General features: G+C 60.4%; 25 protein-coding genes. 6 read left to right on the top strand and 19 right to left on the bottom strand.

Features of this window, described 5'->3' with window-relative positions:
- Positions 1-641: 641 nt before the first annotated feature.
- The 3 genes from GIV26_RS25950 (at position 642) to GIV26_RS25940 (ending at position 1,900) form a co-directional block, all read left to right on the top strand.
- Entirely contained in the window at positions 642-1,097 is a 456-nt protein-coding gene (locus GIV26_RS25950; protein WP_056788425.1) for a YkvA family protein, read from the top strand.
- A gap of 96 nt (positions 1,098-1,193) precedes the next feature.
- On the top strand, positions 1,194-1,532 hold the full coding sequence (locus GIV26_RS25945) for a helix-turn-helix domain-containing protein (RefSeq protein ID WP_034127238.1): 339 nt from the start codon (positions 1,194-1,196) through the stop codon (positions 1,530-1,532).
- Positions 1,529-1,900: a hypothetical protein gene (locus tag GIV26_RS25940; RefSeq protein ID WP_005786715.1), complete on the top strand. Its 372-nt coding sequence runs from the start codon at positions 1,529-1,531 to the stop codon at positions 1,898-1,900. The genes GIV26_RS25945 and GIV26_RS25940 overlap by 4 nt, the downstream gene beginning before the upstream one ends.
- On the opposite strand, the gene GIV26_RS25935 is transcribed toward GIV26_RS25940, so the two are convergent.
- From GIV26_RS25935 to GIV26_RS25900, 8 genes are all read right to left on the bottom strand, one after another.
- A complete protein-coding gene (locus GIV26_RS25935; protein ID WP_236282772.1) occupies positions 1,897-3,666 on the bottom strand; it encodes a bifunctional diguanylate cyclase/phosphodiesterase in 1,770 nt (589 codons plus the stop codon). The genes GIV26_RS25940 and GIV26_RS25935 overlap by 4 nt on opposite strands.
- Before the next feature lie 117 nt (positions 3,667-3,783).
- On the bottom strand, positions 3,784-5,865 hold the full coding sequence (locus GIV26_RS25930) for a carboxy terminal-processing peptidase (RefSeq protein WP_236282770.1): 2,082 nt from the start codon (positions 5,863-5,865) through the stop codon (positions 3,784-3,786).
- Positions 5,866-6,226: 361 nt separating this feature from the next.
- The gene (locus GIV26_RS25925; RefSeq protein WP_034127241.1) at positions 6,227-6,880 is read right to left on the bottom strand and encodes an HAD family hydrolase; all 654 of its coding nucleotides are present in this window, start codon (positions 6,878-6,880) and stop codon (positions 6,227-6,229) included.
- A 33-nt stretch (positions 6,881-6,913) separates the two neighbouring features.
- Positions 6,914-7,903 (bottom strand): ABC transporter ATP-binding protein, encoded by a 990-nt coding sequence (locus GIV26_RS25920; RefSeq protein WP_034127242.1) that lies wholly within the window; start codon positions 7,901-7,903, stop codon positions 6,914-6,916.
- A complete protein-coding gene (locus GIV26_RS25915; protein ID WP_236282768.1) occupies positions 7,900-8,700 on the bottom strand; it encodes an ABC transporter permease in 801 nt (266 codons plus the stop codon). Before GIV26_RS25915 ends, GIV26_RS25920 begins: the two co-directional genes overlap by 4 nt.
- A complete protein-coding gene (locus GIV26_RS25910; protein WP_003190145.1) occupies positions 8,687-9,532 on the bottom strand; it encodes an ABC transporter permease in 846 nt (281 codons plus the stop codon). The genes GIV26_RS25915 and GIV26_RS25910 overlap by 14 nt, the downstream gene beginning before the upstream one ends.
- On the bottom strand, positions 9,529-10,335 hold the full coding sequence (locus GIV26_RS25905; protein ID WP_057978114.1) for an alkaline phosphatase family protein: 807 nt from the start codon (positions 10,333-10,335) through the stop codon (positions 9,529-9,531). The genes GIV26_RS25910 and GIV26_RS25905 overlap by 4 nt, the downstream gene beginning before the upstream one ends.
- Positions 10,336-10,551: 216 nt before the next feature.
- A complete protein-coding gene (locus tag GIV26_RS25900) occupies positions 10,552-11,628 on the bottom strand; it encodes an ABC transporter substrate-binding protein (RefSeq protein WP_003190150.1) in 1,077 nt (358 codons plus the stop codon).
- 351 nt (positions 11,629-11,979) lie between these two features.
- On the opposite strand from GIV26_RS25900, the gene GIV26_RS25895 reads away from it, so the two are divergent.
- Positions 11,980-12,693, top strand: a complete 714-nt coding sequence (locus tag GIV26_RS25895; RefSeq protein ID WP_003190151.1) for a UTRA domain-containing protein — start codon at positions 11,980-11,982, stop codon at positions 12,691-12,693.
- Positions 12,694-12,839: 146 nt separating this feature from the next.
- On the opposite strand, the gene GIV26_RS25890 is transcribed toward GIV26_RS25895, so the two are convergent.
- The 10 genes from GIV26_RS25890 to soxR form a co-directional block, all read right to left on the bottom strand.
- Positions 12,840-13,793, bottom strand: coding sequence for a metal ABC transporter substrate-binding protein (locus GIV26_RS25890; RefSeq protein ID WP_236282766.1), 954 nt, complete (start codon positions 13,791-13,793; stop codon positions 12,840-12,842).
- Entirely contained in the window at positions 13,793-14,692 is a 900-nt protein-coding gene (locus GIV26_RS25885) for a metal ABC transporter permease (protein WP_003190154.1), read from the bottom strand. The genes GIV26_RS25890 and GIV26_RS25885 overlap by 1 nt, the downstream gene beginning before the upstream one ends.
- Positions 14,689-15,435 carry a metal ABC transporter ATP-binding protein gene (locus GIV26_RS25880; protein WP_186527851.1) on the bottom strand — a complete coding sequence of 249 codons (747 nt, stop codon included), beginning with the start codon at positions 15,433-15,435 and terminating at the stop codon, positions 14,689-14,691. The genes GIV26_RS25885 and GIV26_RS25880 overlap by 4 nt, the downstream gene beginning before the upstream one ends.
- Positions 15,432-16,352 carry a metal ABC transporter substrate-binding protein gene (locus GIV26_RS25875; RefSeq protein WP_236282764.1) on the bottom strand — a complete coding sequence of 307 codons (921 nt, stop codon included), beginning with the start codon at positions 16,350-16,352 and terminating at the stop codon, positions 15,432-15,434. The genes GIV26_RS25880 and GIV26_RS25875 overlap by 4 nt, the downstream gene beginning before the upstream one ends.
- Before the next feature lie 19 nt (positions 16,353-16,371).
- A complete protein-coding gene (locus GIV26_RS25870) occupies positions 16,372-16,932 on the bottom strand; it encodes a DUF6162 family protein (RefSeq protein ID WP_014717807.1) in 561 nt (186 codons plus the stop codon).
- Complete coding sequence (locus GIV26_RS25865) at positions 16,929-17,252, bottom strand: hypothetical protein (RefSeq protein WP_034127248.1); 324 nt, start codon at positions 17,250-17,252, stop codon at positions 16,929-16,931. Before GIV26_RS25865 ends, GIV26_RS25870 begins: the two co-directional genes overlap by 4 nt.
- Positions 17,249-17,785, bottom strand: coding sequence for a hypothetical protein (locus tag GIV26_RS25860; RefSeq protein WP_019817260.1), 537 nt, complete (start codon positions 17,783-17,785; stop codon positions 17,249-17,251). Before GIV26_RS25860 ends, GIV26_RS25865 begins: the two co-directional genes overlap by 4 nt.
- The gene (locus tag GIV26_RS25855) at positions 17,782-18,984 is read right to left on the bottom strand and encodes a PepSY-associated TM helix domain-containing protein (protein ID WP_072448086.1); all 1,203 of its coding nucleotides are present in this window, start codon (positions 18,982-18,984) and stop codon (positions 17,782-17,784) included. The genes GIV26_RS25860 and GIV26_RS25855 overlap by 4 nt, the downstream gene beginning before the upstream one ends.
- A 284-nt stretch (positions 18,985-19,268) precedes the next feature.
- Complete coding sequence (locus GIV26_RS25850) at positions 19,269-19,727, bottom strand: VOC family protein (RefSeq protein ID WP_236282762.1); 459 nt, start codon at positions 19,725-19,727, stop codon at positions 19,269-19,271.
- 84 nt (positions 19,728-19,811) lie between these two features.
- Complete coding sequence (gene soxR, locus GIV26_RS25845; protein ID WP_034127251.1) at positions 19,812-20,261, bottom strand: redox-sensitive transcriptional activator SoxR; 450 nt, start codon at positions 20,259-20,261, stop codon at positions 19,812-19,814.
- Positions 20,262-20,361: 100 nt separating this feature from the next.
- On the opposite strand from soxR, the gene GIV26_RS25840 reads away from it, so the two are divergent.
- A complete protein-coding gene (locus GIV26_RS25840) occupies positions 20,362-20,727 on the top strand; it encodes an antibiotic biosynthesis monooxygenase (RefSeq protein ID WP_034127271.1) in 366 nt (121 codons plus the stop codon).
- Here the strand turns inward: GIV26_RS25840 and GIV26_RS25835 are convergent.
- The gene (locus tag GIV26_RS25835; protein WP_236282753.1) at positions 20,716-21,819 is read right to left on the bottom strand and encodes a sigma-54 interaction domain-containing protein; all 1,104 of its coding nucleotides are present in this window, start codon (positions 21,817-21,819) and stop codon (positions 20,716-20,718) included. The two genes, GIV26_RS25840 and GIV26_RS25835, sit on opposite strands and share 12 nt — an antisense overlap.
- 263 nt (positions 21,820-22,082) lie before the next feature.
- On the opposite strand from GIV26_RS25835, the gene GIV26_RS25830 reads away from it, so the two are divergent.
- Positions 22,083-22,352: a hypothetical protein gene (locus tag GIV26_RS25830; RefSeq protein ID WP_054921668.1), complete on the top strand. Its 270-nt coding sequence runs from the start codon at positions 22,083-22,085 to the stop codon at positions 22,350-22,352.
- Positions 22,353-22,628: the final 276 nt, after the last annotated feature.

Genomic DNA, 22,628 nt, shown 5'->3' with positions numbered 1-22,628 from the left:
ACCACTCGGCACCTCGCCTAGGCTCGGTGTGCCCGTAATCCGCCAGTGATTTGGGGGGCCGCCGCCACGCGCCATCCATGGCGCGGGGCGGCTAAACCGGCATCCCTGCCGGTTTACCCCCCAAATCGCTGTCGAATTCCGGCCAGCGTGGTTTAACGGGGCGCCTAAGATCAAAAGCAGATCAAGATCAAGAGCGGCTCGCTTCGCATCGTGGTTAGCGTTGGCTGCTACGGCCTGTAAAGTTGTGTTGATGCCTAAGGCAATCGCAGGCAAGCCAGCTCCCACATTTGGAGCCGGGGGTGTCTGGGAGATAGGCATCGGCTGGCAGGCTGCCACGTCGTACCGGGTCGTGTAGATGTCTATGGCTATCGCACGCCAGCCAGCCCCTACGTTGAAGCCTCTGCAAATCCAAACGAACGTCCGCAACCGGACACAGTCTGATGTAAGACTCGAGCACGGGTAGCCGCACATACATTCCAAGTCAATGAATTCTTGGGTTTTTTTTATGTGCGCAAAAAACGCCCGATCTGACTGTAGGCCTTGTAGTCCGTGGCTTTCAGCCGATAAAACAGGCTCTGTTCACAAGGTTATCCACAATTTGTGTGGATAACCTTTTATGTCGCCTGGAACTGGAGTGCCCTATGAAACCACCGTTCAATTTCACCCGTTTCCTGCCTATGGCCGCACGCTTGCTCGGTCGGGGGCGTTTGCCAACCTTGCTGTTTGCCGTCGCTGCCAAAGGTTCAAGCCAAGGCAATCGGCTCGGCCAGCTCAAGGATGATCTCAAGTTACTGCAGGCCCTGTGCCTGGCTTACTGGCGCGGCGAATACCGTGCGATCAGCCCTAAGGCGCTGATCTCGGTGGTGGCGGGGCTGATGTATTTTCTCAGCCCGATTGATGCGATTCCGGATTTCCTCCCGATGTTCGGCATGCTGGATGACATCGCCGTGCTGGCATGGGTCATGAAGACCCTGAGCGGCGAACTGAGCGCCTTTCGTGCGTGGCGCGATGCGCAACGCCCGGAAAAACTCGCGGTGGTTGAGCGCCTGCCAGCGACGCCTGAGCTGCTGGCCCGGGAAAACCCACAAAAAAACTAATGTTGCCCGGTATCCCCTGCGACCTTTGTGGCTGTTAGGATTACACTTCTAAGGAAAGAGCTTACTTAGTAAGTGTTTTTATCCTACGGGGCAGTCATGGATATTCAGATCATTTCACGCGATGGCGCACCCGAATACGCGGTGTTGCCATGGGACCAGTACCAGGCGCTGCTAAAAGCTGCCGGTCAGCAGCAACCTACACCCGCTTCTTCCCCTGCCGCCTCTACCGCCATTGATCAGGACCTGCGCCCGCTCGCAGCCCTGCGCGGCCTGCGTGAAGCCAAGGGGCTGGCTATCGAGACCCTGGCACGCACAGTGGGGATCAGCCCCTCATACCTTGGATTGATTGAAAGTGGTGAACGCCAGCCGGATGCCGCCATTCGCCGCAGCCTGGCTTGGGAATTGGGCGTAGCAGGTTGGAGGGATGAGTCTTGAGCCTACGTATTAGCCGTCAACACTGGGATGGGTTGCTCAACGAACTGGATCAGGCGCGGCGCCAGCGCCATTTGCTCACCTACCGTGCACTGCTTGAGCGCCTGCAATTCCCCACGCCGGCCATGCAGACCCTGGCGGCGGCCCTGGAGCACCTGGCGGCACTGGATGCCAAGGCCGAGCAGCCGCTGCGCAGTTCCCTGGTGATCAGCCAGGGCGCCAGCCGCCTGCCGCGCACCGGTTTTTTCGAATGTGTGGAGCGTCTGGGGCGGTTCAGCGGGCCGTCCGATGGCGTCGCCGCCGCGTCCTGGCATGCATCCGAAGTGGTGCGGGTGTTCGAGTACGAGTATCCGGAGTCCGCCGAGGCCTAAAGCGCCTGGGGGCAGGTGTCCATGCTGTCGATCACGTGGATGCTGTAGCCCGCCACATCCTTGGCATGGTGCTTGGCTTGTGACGCCAGCTCTGCCAACTGGCTGGCATCGAGTTGTGCGCAGGCCTGTGGATACAAGTGCACTACACCGATGGACAGCGACAGCAACGCAAACTCCTGGCGCACGCCCTGGCGATTGAGGGCCACGAAGCACCCAGCCTCCAGATGTTCAGCGCGGTAGAAGCGTCGGCATTGGGTATGGAAGTCATCCAGCAACTGGTTGAGCCGCTTGCGCCAATCCTGCGGGCCCAGCACCAGCAGAAAATCATCGCCGCCAATGTGTCCGACAAAGTCGCGGCTGGGGTCTACCCGGTCGTTGAGGCACTGCGCCAGGCACAGCAGCACTTCATCCCCGCGCCCGTAGCCGTAGATATCGTTGAACGGTTTGAAACTGTCGATATCCACATAGCAGATCACCGACTCGCGCTGTTGCTGCAGTAGCCGGGTGAGGCACTGCTGGATCGGCACATTGCCAGGCAACAAGGTCAACGGGTTGGCGTAGCGGGCCTGCTGGATTTTCAGCTCCGTGATCAACTTGAGCACGTCGATGACCCGACCCAGCCCCAGGTAATCACCGTTCAGGGTAATGATGAAATCCTCTTCGATGCGTTGCCGTGCGCGGCTGGTGAGTAAACGGCTGACCTGTTGCAAGGACTGGCTCAGCTCCACCGCCAAAAAATCATCGCTCATTAAGCGACTGATGGGTTTGCGCGCAAACAAATCGGTCGCGAATGGCTTGAGCAACGCGTCCGACAACGAGTGCCGGTGCACAATGCCGACCGGGCAACCACGGCCGTCCAACACCGCCAGCGAGTTGAGGTTGGCCTGGCGGCGGAACGATTCCAGCACTTGGGCGGTAGCGGTGTCTTGATCCACGGCGGGCTGCTCATTGAGCAGGGCGCTCAGGTCACTGCCTTCGTCATTGAGGGCCAGCGTGGCGTTATCCGGCTTGGGCAGCATCAGGCGCGGTTCCTGCGGCGGTTTTTCTTGAGGGCGGCAGAGCAGGTAGCCCTGGACCAGGTCGACACCCATCTCGGTCAACACCGCCAGTTCTTCCGGCAGCTCGATGCCCTCGGCAATCACTTGGGCGCGGGACGCCCTGGCGATCTGCAGGATCGAGCCGACAAACTCACGCTTGAGGGCGTCCTGGTGAATGCCGTCGATAAAGTGCCGGTCGATCTTCACGTAGTCCGGGCGCAGTTCGGACCACAACCGCAAGCTGGAATAACCGGCGCCCAAGTCATCCAGTGCGATGGCAAAACCCATGTCGCGGTAGTGGTGCAAGGCAGTTTGCAGCAGCGCGAAATCGTCGGTGGGTGCCTGCTCGGTTAGCTCGATCACCACCTGGCTGGGAGAAATGCCGAAGTCGCGCAACAGTTGCAGCGTGCGCCCTGGCTGATGTGCGTTCTCCATCAAGGATCCCGGCGAGATATTGAGGAACAGCTTGCCGGGCAGTTTCTGCTCGCTGAAGCGCCGGCATGCACTCTCTCGACACGCCATGTCCAATTCGCTCAGGCGCCCGGCGTGGCTGGCCACCGAGAACAGTGCGACGGGGGAGTGCAGCGGGCTGTTGGACGGGCCACGACTGAGGGCTTCATAACCGAGGATACGCCGCTCCGACAGGCAAATGATCGGTTGGAACAGGCTGTGCAAACTGCCTTGAGCCAGGATTGAGCCCAATGCATTCAGCTGTTCGGTCATGGTCATGGCGGTCTCGATCAAAAAAAAGGACCGCAGGCGTAAACCTGCGGTCCTTTTATTTCACGACAGAATGATGTCTATATGATGACACTCCGAGGAGCGATCACATTAAATCGCCATCATTTACTGCTTGGCCACCTGCTTGGTGATTTTCAAGTAATCCAGCAGGATCCGGCCAGTCTCGGCCAAGTAAGCGTCGTCTTCCGGCTTGGTTTTATCGGCCTCGGTCGGCAGCGCGTCTTCATCTTCTTTCTTCAGCTCTTTGAGCGGGTCTTCACCCTTGGCCTTGCGGCGGGTGTTTTCCAGCACCAGTTGCTGATTCTCGATGCTGGAGTGCTGTGCACGGCGATCCGCTTCGTTGAGGCTGACGGTCTTCTCTTCCATCAGCTTCTTGGCCAGGGCCAGCTTGTCGCGGATAAACACGAACTCGGCGTCCTTGGCGGAGCGGGTGTCATGATCAGCCTTCAACTGCGCCAGGAAGGGCTTGAACGGATCCGAAGCCGGCTTGATCGCAGGGCGGATGGTGTCCCACGGCATGGCTTCAGGCAGGGCACTTTCGCCGATTTCCTTGGTGTCGATGATCGACGGGAAATCGATATCCGGCAGTACACCCTGGTGCTGGGTGCTCTGCCCGGATACCCGGTAGAACTTGGCCAGTGTCAGCTTGAGCTCGCCATGGTTCAGCGGTTGGATGGTCTGCACGGTGCCTTTGCCGAAGGTCTGGCCGCCGACGATCAGTGCACGGTGGTAGTCCTGCATGGCGCCGGCGAAAATCTCCGAGGCCGAGGCCGAGAGACGGTTGACCAGCAGCGCCATCGGCCCTTTGTAGAAGGCCCCTGGGTTCTCGTCTTCGAGCACGTCGACACGGCCGTCAGCGTTGCGTACCAACACGGTCGGGCCCTTGTCGATAAACAGGCTGGTCAGCTCGGTGGCTTCCTGCAGGGAGCCGCCGCCGTTGTTGCGCAGGTCGATGACCACGCCGTCGACTTTCTCTTTCTGCAGTTCTGTCAGGATTTTCTTCACGTCGCGGGTGGTGGACTTGTAGTCCGGATCACCGGCGCGGAACGCCTTGAAGTCCAGGTAGAAGGCCGGGATTTCGATCACGCCCAGCTTGTAGTCCTTGCCATCCTGCTTGAGGTTGAGGACTTTCTTCTGCACGGCCTGGTCTTCGAGCTTCACCGCTTCACGGGTGATGGACACGATCTTGCTGGTCTGGTCGTTCGGTGCATTGGTGTGCGGAATTACTTCCAGGCGCACCACGCTGCCTTTAGGCCCACGGATCAGCTTGACCACTTCGTCCAGGCGCCAGCCGACCACATCGACCATCTCTTTGTCGGCCTGGGCCACGCCGATGATCTTGTCGGCCGGTGCCACTTGCTTGGTTTTGTCAGCAGGGCCTGCCGGCACCAGACGTACGATCTTCACCTGGTCATTGTCGCTTTGCAGGACGGCACCGATGCCTTCCAGGGACAGACTCATATTGATATCGAAATTTTCCGCGTTATCTGGCGACAGATAATTGGTGTGCGGGTCGTAGGACATCGCAAAGGTGTTGATGTAGGCCTGGAAGATATCCTCGGCACGGGTCTGGTCCAGGCGTGCCAGCTGGTTTTTGTAGCGCTTGGTCAGCAGTTCTTGAATGGCCTTGGGCTCTTTGCCGGCGATCTTCAAGCGCAGCACTTCGTCCTTGACGCGTTTGCGCCACAGGTCGTCCAGGGCTGCGGTGCTGGTCAGCCAAGGGGCGTCCTTGCGGTCTACCAGAAGGGTTTCTTTCTGGGTGAAATCGAGTTTGTCGACGCCCTTGTTCAGCTCACCCAACGCGAAGTCCAGACGCGCTTTGACGCGGTCCAGGTAACGCTTGTAGATGGTGAAGCCGGGTTGCAGGTCGCCGCTCTTGAGGAAGTCGTCGAATTGGGTCTTCCACTTGTCGAACTCAGCGATATCGCTGGCCAGGAAGTAGCTGCGCGAAGGGTCCAGCAGCTTGAGGTAGCTGTCGTAGATGATCACCGAGCGAGCGTCGTCCAGCGGCGGCTTGCTGTAGTGATGGCGCTTGAGCAACTCGACGACGTTAAGGCTGGCAATCACCTCATCGCGATCAGGCTGAAGGTTGTCCCAGCTATTGGCTGCGAACGTATTGGTCGACATCGACGCGAAGCCGAGACCAATGAAAAAAGCGAGGGCGGTGCTGGGGAACAGATGCTTCATGCTGATTCGACGCGGGGGCAATTGATAACGCATATTAGGCCGTCTTTGAGGGAGCCGGTTCCATATGGTCCGGTCGCATAATGCAAAAAGCCCGGCGCTACAGCACCGGGCTCAGTCCAGACTCACTATGGAGGCACTGTGAAAGCATTGCAAGGCGTTGACGGTGATGTGGGGGGCTAGAACAACCTCGTCCTACGTCCGGTGTAGTCCATATTGCCAATAGCCTGACCGAATCCTAGATTGAAATGCAGTCAGTGTGGGAGCTGGCTTGCCTGCGATAGCGGTGCGCCAGATGAAGAATTCTTCACTGTTGCACCGCTATCGCAGGCGAGCCAGCTCCCACAGGTTGATGTCTATTGATTCAGGTCCAGTGGTGGATCGGCCAGCCGGCCTGTTCGGCATGGGCGCGCAACACCGGGTCCGGGTTCACCACCTGCGGGTGATCCACCTTGAGCAGCAGCGGTAAATCATTGCGCGAGTCCGAATAGAAATAGGCACCTTCAAGGGTTTCGCCTTCCTGCTCCAGCCATTCCAGCAACCGCGTGATCTTGCCTTCACGGTAAGTCAGTACACCCTCTGTCTTGCCGTCGTATACCCCATGGCTGACGCTCAGGTTAATCCCCAGCACTTCCTCGATACCGATACGCGCAGCAATCGGCGTGACCAGGTGAGTGCCCGAAGCGGAAATCACCAGGATCCGGTCACCGTTCGCGCGGTGGCGGGCGATGGTCTTGGTGGCGTCGCTGTAGATCAGCGGCTCGATCACGTCCTCGACCCACGGCTCCACCAGGTGCTCGATTTCTTCCGGGGTTCGGCCGATCATCGGCTCCAGGCTGAAATCCATGAAATCTTCCATCAACAGCTTGCCCTGGCTGTAGGCATCCATCAGCTCGTTGTTCCTGCGCATGAATGACTCAGGGTCTACCCAGCCGAGGCGGCCCATCTGTTCGCTCCACAGCGTGGCGCAGTCGCCGTGGATCAAGGTGTCGTCCAGATCAAAAATTACCAATGCCATCGGTGATGCTCTCTCTCAATAGGTCGCTGCCTGTCAGGCTACTTCACACAGTGCGCTGGGGTCGATGGAAAGTGCCAGGCGTTGGCCGTCCGGATGCAGGTCGTCGGCCGAACGATTGAGCACGTCCACCACCAGCTCGACACCACGGGCTTCGATGCGGTAGCGAATCACGTTACCCAGCAGGCTGTGGCTACGCACCAACGCATCGAGCTCGCCACTGCGGCTCAACTCGATGGCCTCGGGGCGAATCGCGATGCGCCCGCTGATCGGTCGCTGCAGCAGTTGGCTGGCCTTGTCGGCATCGAGCAGGTTGTAGTTGCCGATAAACCCAGCAGCGAACACATCCACCGGCGCGGTATAGAGGGTTTCGGCATCGCCGCTCTGCACGATCTTGCCCTGGTTCATCAAGAAGATGCGGTCGGACATGGTCAGGGCTTCTTCCTGGTCATGGGTCACGAAGATCGTGGTCAACCCCAGTTCGCGCTGGATCTGGCGGATCTGTTCGCGCAAATGCTTGCGAATCCGTGCATCCAATGCCGACAGCGGTTCATCGAGCAACAGCAGGCGCGGGCGGGTCACCAGGGAGCGGGCGAGGGCGACGCGCTGGCACTGGCCACCGGACATCTGGTGCGGATAGCGGCCGGCCAGGTCCTTGAGCTCCACCAGTTGCAGCACCTCTTGCACGCGCTTGTGGCTGTCGTCGGCATTGACCTTTTGCATGCGCAGGCCGAAGGCAACGTTCTGTTCCACAGTCATGTTGGGGAACAACGCGTAGCTCTGGAACACCATGCCGATCTGGCGTTTCTGTGGGCTCAGGGGCACGATGTCCTGGCCATCCAGGAGGATTTGGCCACTGTCCACCGGCGTAAGCCCGGCGATGCAGCGCAGCAAAGTGGATTTGCCGCAACCGGACGGGCCGAGCAGGGTGACGAACTCGCCTTTGGCGACCTCGCAATTGATATCGCTGAACACCGGGGTGCCGGCGTAGCCTTTTTGCAGGTGTTGGACGCTGACGAAGCTCATTGGCTTTTGTCCTTGTTCAAGAGAGTGGCGGCCCAGGTCAGTACCAGCACAAAGAAGAAATAAGAGATCACCACGGCGCTGGTGAAATGGCCACTGCTGTTGCGCATGTTGTTGAGGTACACCTGCAGGGTTTCGTAGCGGGTGCCGACGAGGATGTTGGCGAACACGAACTCGCCGAACAGGAACGAGAACGACAGCAGCAGCGCCACCATCAGGCCCTTGCGCAGGTTGGGCAGCACCACCAGGATCGCGGCCTGCCAGGTGCTGGCGCCGAGCAGTTGCGAAGCGTCCATCAGGTCGCGCAGGTTGATGGCTTGCAGGTTGTTGGTGATCGCGCGGTACATGAACGGCAGCGCGACGGTGAAGTAGCAGCCGATCAAAATCCACGGCGTGCCCACCATCGCCAGCGGCCCGGAACCGTACAGTTGCAGCAGACCCACCGAGGACACCACCGGCGGCACCGCAAAGGGCAGCAGGATCAGGATGTTCATCAGCGCGTCGAGCTTGGGAAAGTGGTAATGCACCACGAACAGCAGCGGCAAGATCAACACCACCGAGAGGATAAGTGCGCCCACGCACACCAGCAACGATTGCCCGAAGGCCATCAGAAAGCGCGGGTCGCTCCACAGCTGTACATACCATTTCACGCTGAAGCCGGTGGGCAGGATGGTTGCCGACCAACTGCTGGAAATCGAGTAGACAAAAGTGCCCACCAGCGGCAGCACCAGGATCAGGAACAACAGGTACACCACCACCCGATGGTAGAGGGAGGCCGTACTGGCTTCAGCGCGAGACATGGTAGCTCCTCTTGAGCAGCAGTTGATGCACCACCGTGACCACGGTCATCAGCGCCACCAGCACCACGGCCAGGGCGCTGGCCATGTTCGGGTCCAGCGACACATCGCCGGAGACCAGGCCGGCAATGCGAATCGGCAGCACGTTGAAGTTGCCGGTGGTCAGCGCATACACCGTGGCGTAGGCGCCCAGGGCATTGGCCAGCAGGATCACAAAGGTGCCGAGCAGGGCCGGGGTGAGCACCGGCAGGCCGATATGGCGCCAGAACTGCCAGCCATTCGCACCGAGCAGCGCGGCAGATTCGCGCCAGTCTTCGCGCAATGCGTCAAAGGCCGGGTAGAGCAACAGTACGCCGAGGGGGATCTGGAAATAGGTATAAAGGATGATCAAGCCGGTTTTCGAGTACAGGTTGAAGTCCTCAATGATCCCGGCCTGCTTGAGCATGAGGGTGATGCTGCCGTTGAACCCCAGCAGGATGATGAACGCGAAGGCCAGGGGCACGCCGGCGAAATTGCTGGTCATGTTGGCGAACGCGGTGACGAAGTTGCGCAGCGGCGAATCCACTCGGCGCAGTGAGTAGCTGCCCAAGGTGGCGATGATGATGCCGAAGATGCTGGAGTAAAAGCTGATCTCCAGGCTGAACTGGATGGCCTGCCGGTAGAACTTCGAGGTGAAGATGCGGGTGAAGTTTTCCAGGCTCCAGCCGGCCTCTTCGGTTTGCAGGCTGCTGATCAGCACCCACACCAGCGGTGCGATCTCGAACACGATAAAGAACAGTGCGAAGGGCAGCAGGCATAGCAGGGCCAGCCATTTACCGCGGGTCAATGCATTCACTTGAGCAACTCCCGGCACACAGGTTTGTCGTGGGGCACGCCGAGCAGTTCGCAGACGGTGCCGCACAGGTCGGTCTGTTTCGGCGCAGCGTCGCTGTCCAGGCTGAAGGCGTCACCGATGACAAACAGTGGCACTTCCCGTTCTTCGCGCAACAGGCCGTTGTGGGAGCGGTCGTTGTTCATGCCGTGGTCGGCGGTGACCAGTACCTGGTAGCCGCCATCGAGCCAGCCTTGCAGGTAGTCGGCCAGGATAATGTCAGCCGAGCGTGCGCTGTTGCGGTATTGCGAGGTGTCGAGGCCATGCTTGTGGCCGGCGTCGTCGATGTTCATCGGGTGCACCAGCAAAAAGTTTGGCGCGTGCTTGAGCCGCAGGCTTTCGGCGTCGGCGAACAGGTGGGAATCGGGGTAGTGGTCATTCCAGTAGAAATGCCCGTGCTGGATCGCCAGCGCCTTGTCGTCGGTGTGACGATCGCGGGCGGCGAGAAAGGGCGTGCGGTTATACAACTCGCTGACCCAGTGGTAAGCCGCCGCCGCGGTGCTCAAGCCGGCGTCGGTGGCGTAATGGAAAATGCTGCGCTGGGTGGACAGGCGCGAGACGTTGTTGTGCACGACACCGCTTTGGATCGGCGGCACGCCGGTGAGGATGCATTCATACAACGGGCGGGACAGGGCAGGCAGTTCACATTCCAGTGTGTAGAGGGCTGCGCGTCCTGCGCCGACGTAGGCCTGCAAGTGCCCCATGGCGTGCCGGGCAACCTCGAAGTTGAGGCCGTCGAGCACCACAAGGATGACAGTGTGCTTCATGGGGGCTGGGGCTCCGCAACAGAGGGTATGGCTCAGTATCAACTTGGGATGGGATCAAATGTGGGAGCTGGCTTGTTGTGGCGAGCAACTTTGCTTGCGCTGGGGTGCGGAGCACCCCCAAAAAGCCGGCTCCAGCTACGCTGTCGAGCGGGAGCAAGCTCCCTCGCCACAGCAAGCCAGCTCCCACACTGACCGCCTTTGGATCAGAGAGACCGATTACTTCATTTCTACGATGACTTGCTCGTTCCACATCTGTGGCAGCTTCTTGGACGTCGCTTCCCAGGCATCGGCATCCTTGATCGGCTGCGGGTTGGCCTTGGTGTACTGCTCGCCCGGGATCAGGTTTTTGGCAACATCTGCCGGCAGTTTCAAGTCGGTTTCAGCCCGGATCGGACGCGCATTGCCGCGTGCCAGGTTGAGCTGGCCGGCATCGCTGAAGATGTATTCGCGGGTGAGCTTGGCGGCGTTCGGGTGCTTGGCGTATTTGTTGATGATGGTGGTGTAGCCGGATTTCACCGAGCCATCCGAGGGGATCAGCACCACGTAGTCATCCGGGTTGGCCATCTTGGCCTTGTAGCTCAGGCCGTTGAAGTCCCAGACGAGGCCCACTTCGACTTCGCCTTTTTCCATGGTGGCGATGGTCGGGTTGGACAGCGAGAGCCGACCTTGCTGGGCGATCTTGGTGAAAAATTGCAGGCCCGGCGCGATGTTTTTCTCGTCACCCTTGTTGGCGATGGCCGCGGCGAGGACCGCGTTGGAGGCTTGGGCGGCGGTGCTCACGTCACCCACCGAGACCTTGTATTTACCGGTTTGCAGGTCAGCCCAGGTGGTGGGCACTTCGGAGCCGTGCAGCAGCTTCTTGTTGACGATAAAGGCAATGGTGCCGGTGTAGGCCAGGGCCCAGTGACCGTCCTTGTCTTTCGCCCAATCCGGCACCTGCGCCCAGGTGGACGGTTTGTACGGCTGGGTGACTTCCTGTTTCACCGCGATCGGGCCGAAGGCTGCGCCCACGTCACCGATATCGGCGCTGGCGTTGTCTTTTTCGGCTTTGAACTTGGCGATTTCCTGGGCCGAGCTCATGTCGGTGTCGATGTGCTTGAGGCCGTAGGTCTTGGCCAGGTCTTCCCAGGTGCCTTTCCAGTTGGCCCAGTCATCGGGCATGCCGACGCTGTTGACGGCGCCTTCCGCTTTGGCGGCGGCTTCCAAGGTTTTTAGATCGGTATCAGCAGCCATGGCGGCGGTGCACATGGCAATGGTCGAGCCTAACAGTGATGCCAGGAAAAGCTGTTTCATCCGAAGCTCCTTTGGGCGTTTTCAACGCGGCGTTTTATCTGAACGTTAGCGGTGGTTTGGTCTAGGTCAGCAATACCTGAGCCAATCTAGGCCCCCTGGATGACAGTTTCATGTCGGTGTCGTTTTTGAAGCGCTGATGTCGCTCAGCTCCGACTTAGCGTAGACCATGCCCAAGTGCCCGTAGGCCCTAGACTTGGCCGATGTATTGCAGGGGGTGGTTGAGGCAGTCGACAGCCTTTGTCATCTGTCGGTCATGTGTAGTGCCTAGGCTGGCACACAGCAGCAAAAGCCCAGATAGAGCGCGTTTTGTGCACCTGAACGGTGCTGGTCTAGTCCAGATAGGTAACGTTGATGCGTGATGAGGCAATCAAGGCGGTAACTTCCATCGGCCTGGCGCTGCAGGAGCAGATCGACCATGGCTTGTTGCCGCCAGCCAGCAAACTGCCCGCCGAACGCAAGCTCAGCGAGTTGTTTGGTACCACTCGGATTACCGTGCGGGAAGCCTTGTTACAGCTTGAGGCCCAAGGGCAGATTTACCGCGAAGAGCGTCGGGGCTGGTTCGTCTCGCCGCCACGGCTGGCCTATAACCTGATGCAGCGCAGCCATTTTCACGCGATGGTCAGCGACCAGGGGCGTGAGGCTTCCACGCAGGTCATCTCAGCACGCTTGCAACCGGCGTCGGCGGCAGTGTGCGCGTGGTTGCAGTTGCCGGCGTTGTCGAGCGTGATCCAGATTTGCCGGGGGCGCAGGATTGACGGGCGCCTGGTGTTGTATGTGGAGCACTATCTGAACCCGCAGTATTTTCCGGGGATTCTGGCGTGTGATTTGAATCAGTCGATGACTGAGCTGTATGCCAGCAAATATGACTTGCACTACGGGCGGGTGCGCTTCGAGATTGTGCCGACCTCACTGCCGGTGGAAGCGGCCGCTGCGCTGCGGGTCTCGGTAGGCAGCCCGGGCTTGCGCATCGCCCGGGTCAATTACGACCAGCATCAACGCCTGATCGACTGTGACCTGGAGTTCTGGCGGCATGATGCGATTCATGTGGGTGTGGATGTGGTGTAGCGGCTGGTGCACCGCGAACCCATGTGGGAGCTGGCTTGCCTGCGATGGTATCGACTCGGTGCGCCTGATAAACCGAGGCGTCCGCATCCCAGGCAAGCCAGCTCCCACAATGAACCGAGTTTATCTCTGACGGATCGGTGGCTTGCCTAGGGTGTGAGTGCCTTGATCACTTGGTCCACATTGGTTTCCAACTCCGTCACCGGGTCGGCGCCGTCCACATTCAATACCAACAGTCTGGAGCCGCCGGCAGTGATGGCGGTTTTGACTGCATCGCTGGGTTGACGGTGATGCAGCACCACGGCCACATCGTTGTCCTTCAACGTGCTGCTGAGTTTTTGCAGCGCCTCGGGCGTCCACTCGGCATCGGGCCGTGCATCGGTGCCGAGCACTTCCAGGTTCAGGCTGCTGACCAGGTACGCGAAGTGATCGCTCAAGCTGAGCACACTCAGGTTGTCGGCCTTGGCCAAGCGCGCCTCGCTGTCGGCGGTGAGCTTGAGTAAACGCTGTTTGAGCGCGGCCAGGTTAGCGTCGATCCTGGGTTTGGCAGCCGGCGCCAGGCGGCTCAGGTCGGCGGCCATCACGTCGGCCATGCGCCCCATATTGTTGCTCGATTGCCAGGGTTGGCTGTTCAAGCCATCGGTGACACCCGGTTGTACTGCGATACCCGGCAAGCCGCCGTCCACCGGGCGTGCGGCATCGACTTCGACGATGCGGATATTGCTGCGCCGCGCCACGGGGTACAGCGGGTCATCGGCCCACAGCGAGCGCAGGCCGATGGCCGCGTCGGCGTCCAGCGCCAGCTTGTTCAGTGCCGCAGCACCGCGGCCGGTGAAGTAGGACACCTGCCGCGAACCCGGCAGGTTGGCCGGCGCGGCGCGTTCAAGCTTTACGTTGGTGCCTTTGAGCAGCGCCTCGGCCAAGCCGTAGGTAATCGGCAGCGAGGCCAGCACCTTGACCGGCTGCTTGGTCTTGGTCAGGGCTGCGTGACCGAGGCCCTGGTTGACTTTGAAGTCCTTGGCGTCGAAACCGTCGACGGCCAGCGCCGACGTACTCATCAAGCAAGCGATGGCCAGGACCAATGGGCGAAAGACAGGGCGCATTATCCAAGATTCCCTTTGAGGCTGGGCACAACGCCACGGGCGATGGCGGCGAAGGCGAAGGCGATACCGGCAACCAGAATGATGGCGGCGCCGGATGGGATGGGCAGGTCGAAGATGATCGGCAGCAGGATGCCGCACAGGGTGCTGACGGTAGCGATCAACACCGAGATCCAGAAAAACCCTTTGAGTGACTGGCTCAACAGGCGCGCCGCAGCGGCAGGAATCACCAGCAAGGCGCCGACCAGGATTGCGCCTATGACCTTGACCGCGGCAACGGTGATCAGGGTCACCAGGATCACGAACAGGTAGTCCAGGCTTTTCACCGCCACCCCGCGCACTGCCGCCAATTGCGGGTTGAAACTGGCCAGCATGATGCGGTTGTACAACGGCAATGCCAGGGCCATCACCAGCGAGCCGACAATGGCCAGTACCAGCAGATCGTTGCCGTTGACCGTCAGCACCGAGCCAAACAGCACGTTCTCGAGAATGTGCACGTTGATCTTGCCGGCCAGGATCAGCAGCAGGCTTGCCCCCAGTGCCAGGGACACGGACAGGAATACGCCGATCAAGGTATCGGGCGCCAGGCCGGTGCGGTTACGCAGGTAATTGAGCAGGATGCCGAACAGCAGGCAGTAGCCAAACAGGCTGCCATAAGGCCCGGTATAGGGTTCTCCCAGCAGGATGCCCACGGCCACGCCGGTCAGCGCGGCATGGCCGACCGCTTCGGAGAAAAACGCAAAGCGCTTGACCACCACCAGCGTGCCCAGGCCGCCCAGCACCGGGCCGATCAACAAGCCGGCGAGCAGGGCGTTGACCACAAACCCGTAGGCCAGGGCTTCGGGCAGGTAACCGGAAGAGGCCCAGCCCTGGACCATCAAGCGAAAGGCTTCATAACTCATGGCGCCGGGCTCCGAGGGTGGGTGGAGAACAAAGTGAGCAGGCGGTCCGGGGTCAGCGCCTCTTTCGGTGTGGCGTCGAACAGCACGCGGCGGTTCAGACCGGTGACGCGGTCGCCCAGGCGGCCAACGGCCTCCAGGTCGTGCTCGATCCACAGCACCGTAATCCCAGCCAGGCGCCAGTCGTTCAATAGCCGCTCGAACACCTGGATACCCGCCTCGTCGAGGGCCGACATCGGTTCATCCAGCACCAGCAACTGCGGCGCCGGAATCAGCCCCTGGGCCAGCAGTACGCGCTGGCGCTCACCGCCGGACAACGCGCCCATGCGGCGCTTGCGCTTGTCTTGCATGCCGACGCGTTCAAGGGCATCGCCAATCGCTGCTGCGTAATGCCTGGACAGGCCCAGAAACGCCGGGCGACGCTGGCACATGGCAGCCATGAAATCGTCCACAGTCATCGGCAAGCCCCGGTCAAATTCCAGCGCCTGGGGCACGTAACCGATGGTGCCGGGTGTGGTTGGCCATTCCAGGCTCAAACGCCCCTGGTGCGGCGTCTGCCCCAACAGGGTCTTGATCAGCGAGCTTTTGCCGCCGCCGTTGGGGCCGACCAGCGCGTGGATGCTGCCCGGTTGTACCTGGAAACTCACGCCATCAAGGATCACGGTGCGCCCCAGGGTCAGCGAGACCTGGTCGAAGTTCAGGGTGGGGCCGACGCTGACGGGGTTCAGTTGCTGTGCGGCGGTCATGCTCCCGACTCCTGAATCGCCCGTACCACGGTGTTGAGGTTGCCGGCCATCTCCACTTCGTACTTCTCGGCGCTGTATTCGCCGTAGGAAATATGCGACAGCGGGTACAGCTTGACCCCGGATTCACGCTGGATGGTATCGACGTAGGTGGACGGGAAATCCATCTCCGAGAAAATCACTTTCACATCCAGAGCACGCAGTTCATCGATGGTCTTTTTCAGTTGGCTGGGGCTTGGCTCGATACCGTGGGCCGGCTCGACCACGGCGGTGACCTCCAGGCCAAACTCGCGCAACAGGTAGTCGTAGGCCGCGTGTACGGTGGCGACACGCAGGTCGGGGTTGGGCGCGCTGGTCAGCTTGGCCAGGGCGTCGGCGCGCATCTGGCGCAGGCGCTTGCCGTAGGCGCGGGCGTTCTGGGTGTAGGTTTTGGCGTTGTCCGGGTCGAGCTTGCCCAACTCACGGGCAATGTTATTGACCTGGGCAATCGACGCGCTGATCGACAGGAAGGTGTGCGGGTTGACCACCTTGCCCGCACCGCGTGCCGCGTTACCTGTAGCGGCGAGCAGCGGCACGTTGGCGTTGGCTTCGATCACCGGGATGTCCGGGCGCTCGCTGGTGGCGATCATGCGGTCGGCGAAGTCGTCATGGCCGACGCCGTTGAGCACGATCACATCCAGGGTGCCGATGCGCTTGATGTCTTCGGCGCGCGGCTCGTAGGCATGGGGGTTGAAACCGGCGGGAATCAGCGGCACCACTTCGGCCTTGTCGCCCACGATATTGGCCACGTAGCTGTAATAGGGGTGCAAGGTAATGCCGATACGCAGGCGCTTGGCCGCCTCGGCATTGGCAAGGGGGGCGAGCATCAGGCTGAACAGGCCAACCAGCAACAGGCGCAACAGGGGCGATGACATAGACATGGGCAATCGGTCTTCTCGTTCAGTGACGGTGCTGGCGGGTAACGCCAGCATCGAATTGCGCGACCACCTGCTGCCAGCCGGCCGCGATCAGCGCCTGGTCAGTGAGGTCGGATGGAGCGGCAAGGTTGGCGCTGCGGTTGAGCCAGATATCCGGCTCACTGCCTTGCACGCGCATCAGCAGCGAACCGCTGGTGGCCGGCGCCTGGCTCAAGCCCAGGTAGGCAGCCGGTGCCAGCAACTGCCAGCGGTGGCCGCCCCGGCTTACTGAGCTAGCGTCCTGGGCAAAGGGGGCGAAGCCTTCTTCGGCCAGTTGCTCAGGCGTCGGCAGGGCGCTGTGTTCCTGCTGCAACAGGTGGATTTCATCCAGGGTCACCCGCAGGTCGGCGTAGATGCCTTGCTCGGCGGCGCTCAGGTCGCGGCGGGCGTCCAACTGATGGCTTGGCACCGCCGCGACTTCCTGGGTTTCCCCATGCAGCGCCACGACCGTACCCGCCACCGCGAGGATGATCAGACACAACAGCAACACATAAAGGGTTTCGTGGCCCGCGCCGGCGGGGCGTACAACCTGTGTGGTACTCATTGCGACGGGATATCCGCTTGGTCGATTTCCACCACGTGGCCGGGGCCGGCATCGAATAGCACGTAGAACTCGGCGGCGGGCTTCTTGAAAGTCAGGGTCGAATCCTCGCCGAGCTTGCCCGGCACCAGGATGGTTTCGTCGTAGCCGATCACATCCAGGGTAACGCCGGGGGCGCCACTGCCGTCGGAGAAGCCGCCTTTGCACTGGATCTGCTCGCCGGGGATTTCCTTGCATTCGCACATCGGGTTGTGGGCAAAGGCGGCGGTGCTCAGGCCGGCGCACAGCAACAGCGCGGCGCGGGTGAAGCGCTTGAACGTCATGGTTTGACTCCTTGCTTGTTCAGCCAGGCAATGGTGGCAGGCGAGGCCTGGCTCAGCGGGATGGAACCCTGGTGCATGCTGCCGTCCCACCCTTCCATGGTCACCCATATTTCGGCGTCCGCCGGGGTGCGTTCGGGGATCGGCAGGGCGGCGCCCATACGGTACGGCGTGCCGAAGAAGATCACTCCGGCGGCGCGCAGGCTGCGGGGTTTGCCGATACGCAGGTAAGTGGCCTTGACCTGCTCGGCACAGGTATCGCACAGGGCAGCGTTGAAGAACTTCATCGGGCCAGCCGGGTTCGGGCTCGGGCCTTCGTTGCGAAACTCAGCCAGCGTCAGGCTCCAGGGGCCGACTTGCACTTGCCCGGCCACGCGCTCGCCGATGCCGGTATCCCCGCGAAACAACGCGGCGTCGGCAAAGTATTTGGGCATGAACCCCAGCGGCACCAGCAACAGCAGGATGTTGATATGGAAACGCCATTTCAGCCAAAAGGCGCGCAGCGGGGACGGGGGTACGGTTGCGACCTTGCTCATCGCTGAGCCTCCGAGGTGTCGGCGTGCATGGCCGGGATGGGCACGTGCTGACGTTGCGTCTTGGCCTCGCGCTTGAGGGCGTTGAGGGTGGCCAGGGCGGTGCGCTTGGTCCAGATCAGCAAGCCGCTCAATACCATCATGCTCAGCACCAGGCCGAAGAATGCCCAGATCAGCTTGATCCACAAACCGCCAAAGTCCCCGGTGTGCAGTGGGCGCATCGACTCGGTGACGAATTCCAGCGGGGTACGGTCGGACAACAGGTTGGAGACCGCGATTTCACCGTCATAGGGGTTCAGCTGTGCGGTCTGGAACATCAACGGGTACCAGCCACGCCCGCCGATCTGCAGGTGGCTGTAGGCGTTGCTTGGCATGAACACAAAGCTGGCGTCCAGGCCGGGGATTCGCTCGGCGGCGATGTCGATCGCCTTGTCGATAGGGATCATCGGTGCCGGCACGCCCGGCGCCGACAGCGGCACCTTGTCCCGTGCGATAACTGGCACGATGGGTTCACTGGAAATGGATATCTGGTTGTCGCCCAGGACAGCCTCGATCAGGAACCAGGTGCCAGTGATTGAAATGACCGCGATAAACCAGATCGACCAGATGCCGCTCAGGCGGTGAAAGTCGCCCCAGAAGATTCGCGCGCCATGGCGGATGCGCAGGGTAGGACGAAGGAAGCCTTTCCAGAAGCGCTTGTACACCACCAGCCCGGTGATCAGCGAGGCGAGCAGCGGCAAGCCGAGCGCGGACACCAGGTACCAGCCCCAACTGTACCCATTGGTGAACGGTACCAGCCACCAGCCATGCAGGGCGCGGGTGAATTGCTGGAAGTTGAACGAGGGGCTGATGCCCTGGATCGCGCCGGTGTAGGGGTTGGCATACACCTCCACGGAGCGCCCATCCGGGTAGCTGAGGCCGACGCTTAGCGCGAAGTGCGACTCATCCGGGCGGATAATGGACTGGACGATAGCCTTGGGTTCATCGCGCTTGATGGCCGCGATCACCTGGTCAAAGCTCAACGGCTGGGCTTCATCCGACGGCTTGCTGGCGCGGATATCCGGGTTGGCCAGCCACACGATTTCCTGGCTCACCACGGCCAGCGTGCCGGTGACGCAGACGATCAGCACAAAGAACCAGATGGGCAACGCCAGCCAGCTATGAACGAGAAACCAGAGTTTGGAGCGTGACTTCTTCGACATATGAATGAGGGTCTTGAACGGAGGGGGCGATAGAGGCCCGGAAAAGGCCAGTCGTAGCTTTTGCTGACGCGACAGGCTGTATCTAAGTTAAGACGGATGAGAATGAGAAATCCCTAAGGCGTATATGAAAGAAAATGTTTCAGGATTGCATTCAGGGTGTATGGCGTAACCCCGTGGGAACTGGCTTGCCTGCGATGACATCGACTCGATCCAACGGATGCACCGAGTTGTCTGCAACGCAGGCAAACCAGCTCCCACATGGGATGTGTATTGCGTTGCAACTATCAGCCTTGCTTGAACAACTCCATGGCGCGCTGGCGGATCTGCTGCTCGGTGAGGTCTTCCTTGTGTGTGGCCAGGAACCAGAGATGACCGAACGGATCTTTCACGCTCGCAGAGCGGTCGCCATAAAACTGATCCTTCGGCTCGGACACCACGGTGGCGCCGGCATCAACCGCTCGTTGAAATTGTGCATCCACATCTTCCACATACAGATGCAGACCAATGCTGGTGTGCTCATCCGGATTGCGCAGGGCCATTTGATCGCAGGGCGTACCGAGCATCAGCGACGAATCACCAATCCGCAGTTCGGCATGACCCACCCTGCCGTCGGGCATGTCCAGGCGCATGACTTGCGTGGCGCCCAAGGCTTTTTTGTAGAACTCGATGGCCTCGCCCGCTTTGTCGATGCCCATATAAGGTGTGAGGCTGTGATAACCGTCGGGAATAGCTTTAACGTTCATGACATTCTCCCTGAGTCGAGGTATGAACATTTCACTATAGGCCACGTAATGCGTGGCCTGCGGGCAACCGACGAGGTGCTTTTATCAAGGCGGTGTGGTGGGCTCCAGCAGTTGGGCGCCCGGCCCATACTCAGCGAGCTTATCGTCCTGATTGCGCAACGGGCACGCCTCCATCGATAAGCACCCGCAACCGATGCAGCCATTGAGCTTGTCGCGCAGCAGCACCAGTTTGTTGATGCGCTCATCCAGATCTTCACGCCACAACGCCGATAGGCGCTCCCAGTCGTGAACATTGGGTGCGCGCTCATCGGGCAAGGTGCGTAATGCCTCGCCAATGGTAGCCAGCGGAATGCCCAGGCGCTGGGCGATCTTGATCACCACTACGCGCCGCAATACATCCCGTGGATAACGCCGCTGGTTACCTGCATTGCGATTGCTCTTGATCAGCCCTTTTGCCTCGTAGAAGTGCAGGGCAGTAACCGCTACGCCGCTGCGAGCAGCGAGCTGCCCGACGCTGAGTTCCTTATTGAGCATGAACATCTCCCAAACAGTGCTTGACCTCGACTTAACTAGAGGTTTTACCCTGCGTGGCATCGAATCGCAAGATTCTGCCTACAACGAGAGGGGAGTGTTCATGCAGGTATCGGAGAAGTGTCGCGGCTTCACTCAATTGATCGAGTTTCAGATCAACCCCCAGCAGCAAGATGCCCTGGTGGCGGCCTTGTCCACTCAAAGCGAACGACTGGCCGAGGGCCACGATGGTTTTCTGAGTGCCAGCGTGCAGGTCAGCGAGGACGGCCGGCGGGTGCTCAATTACTTGCAATGGCAATCGCGCGCAGATGGCGAGGCGGCGTTCAAGTTCTTCGAGCAGCGCGGCGAAGATTTCTGGACGCTGATTCGCGCCCACCAGGCAACGGCGGTGACCTTCGGTTCGTTCCAAGTGCTGCAAAGCTTCGAGCGCAGCCATGACAACGCGCTGCACTGTCGCCTAAATGGATAAATGCAGCATCCGCCCGCCCTGCACGTTTTCGCCAGGTCGACGTTTGTTCACCGCCAGCTCGCCGAGCTTGATCAAGCGCGAGCGCGTGACGTTGCGGCTCAGGCCCAGCAGGTTGGCGGTATGCACCTGGTTGTAATGGCTGAAGCGGTAGGCCGCACGTAAGAGTGCGTCTTCGACCTTTTCATGCAGGGCGCCGGTATGTTCCTCGAACAGCGTTTGAAACGCCCGCGCCAGCAAGGCTTCGGCGCTGTTACCAATGTGGTGCGGGTTGTCGTCCTGGCGCTCGATACGCATGTTCGACAGGCGCAAATCGTCGCGCCCTATCACGCCTTTGCGGCAGATCAGTAGGGTGTGATGGATGACGTTTTCCAATTCGCGGATGTTGCCTGGCCAGCTGTAGCTCTTGAGCTTGTGCTCGGCCTCACGGCTGATGGTGATGGGGCCGTAGCCCAGGCGCCGACTGTAGACTTCGATAAAGTGCCAGGTCAGCGGCAGGATATCGCCAGGGCGCTCGCGCAGTGGGCTGAGTTCCAGGCCGACCACGCCGAGACGGTAGTAGAGGTCCTCGCGGAAATGCCCGGCGTTGATGGCCTTCTCCAGTTGTACGTTGGTCGCGGCGAGCACGCGCACATCAATCGCAATGCTTTTGCGCGAGCCCAGGCGTACGACTTCACGCTCCTGCAATACCCGCAACAGTTTGACCTGGATTGCTATTGGCAGATCGCCGATCTCATCGAGGAACAAGGTCCCGCCGTCGGCCTCTTCGAACCAGCCAGCCTTGGCACTCAGGGCGCCGGTAAAGGCACCTTTGTCATGGCCGAACAGCTCGGCTTCCACCAGGGATTCGGAGAATGCCCCACAGTTCACCGCCACGAACGGCCGGCTGCGCCGTGCGCTGAGGTTGTGGATATGGCGCGCCACCAGCTCTTTGCCGGTACCGGTTTCGCCGATGATCAACACGCTTGCGTCGCTGGGCGCCACTTGCTGGATGTGGTTGAGCAAGGCCTGGGATTTAGGGTCTTCAAAGACCTGAGCGGTGGCGCGGATCGAGGTCGCGAGTTTGGGGGAGGGCGGTAGAGTCAACAACTGCATGGGCACCTCGTTGAAGGGCTGTCGCCAGGGTGACCGTTGCGTGGCGAACAGTCGGGCTACGTGACGCCATTTATAGAGGGTTGAATTTATTCCGTAAACGAATGCATTTAAATATTTATAGATCGAAAACGAATATATAGGTTGCGCTATCGAACCTGCTGTAACGGTTGATAGCGACTATCACGGGCGTTGATTTTTCATGGCAGGGGGGCGGGAGTAGCCTGTGTTCATTGACTCGAAACCTCCCCAGCAGGACCGCCGCCATGAACCGTCTACTCGCTATTTCGTTACTGTCTGTCATCTCTGTTCTCGCCGGGTGCGCGACTCACCCATCGCCTGAGATGCGCCCTTACACGGCAGAAGAAACCAAACAGTTGGCGCTGGAAGCGTTGAGTCGTCGCGGGTTGTCATTTGATGAATACCAACAGCAGCGTGCTGCCCTGACTGGCCAGCCACAGAAAACCTTTGGCTTTGATCAGCAGGCTGAAATGAACGCACAGCGCGCTGCACAGCGCAGCGGCCGTGCGAGTTGAGAGCCGGGTGACGACAGGTACGTCTTCCGGTTTGACGAGCTGATATCTGTCGGCTAGAACTTAGCCTTAGCAACGCATCACGGCTGTATGATGCAGGCGGATGGTTGAGTCGAGTGTCTGATTTTTCCTGTCTCTTTGGCTTCGTGCCATGTCGTAGTTTCGCTGTGGAATAGCATTGCAAGACATTCCAAATTGAATGTACTTCGGGTTGCGTCAGCCGTTCGCGGCGCGTGACTCCGTGCCGGGTGCTTTCTGACGGGATCGTAAAACTGCGCA

The organism is Pseudomonas sp. PA-1-3F (genome assembly GCF_021609665.1).
Lineage (GTDB): Bacteria > Pseudomonadota > Gammaproteobacteria > Pseudomonadales > Pseudomonadaceae > Aquipseudomonas > Aquipseudomonas paracarnis.
The sequence above is the reverse complement of the archived record's forward strand: the minus strand, read 5'-3'. Positions and strand labels throughout refer to the sequence as shown.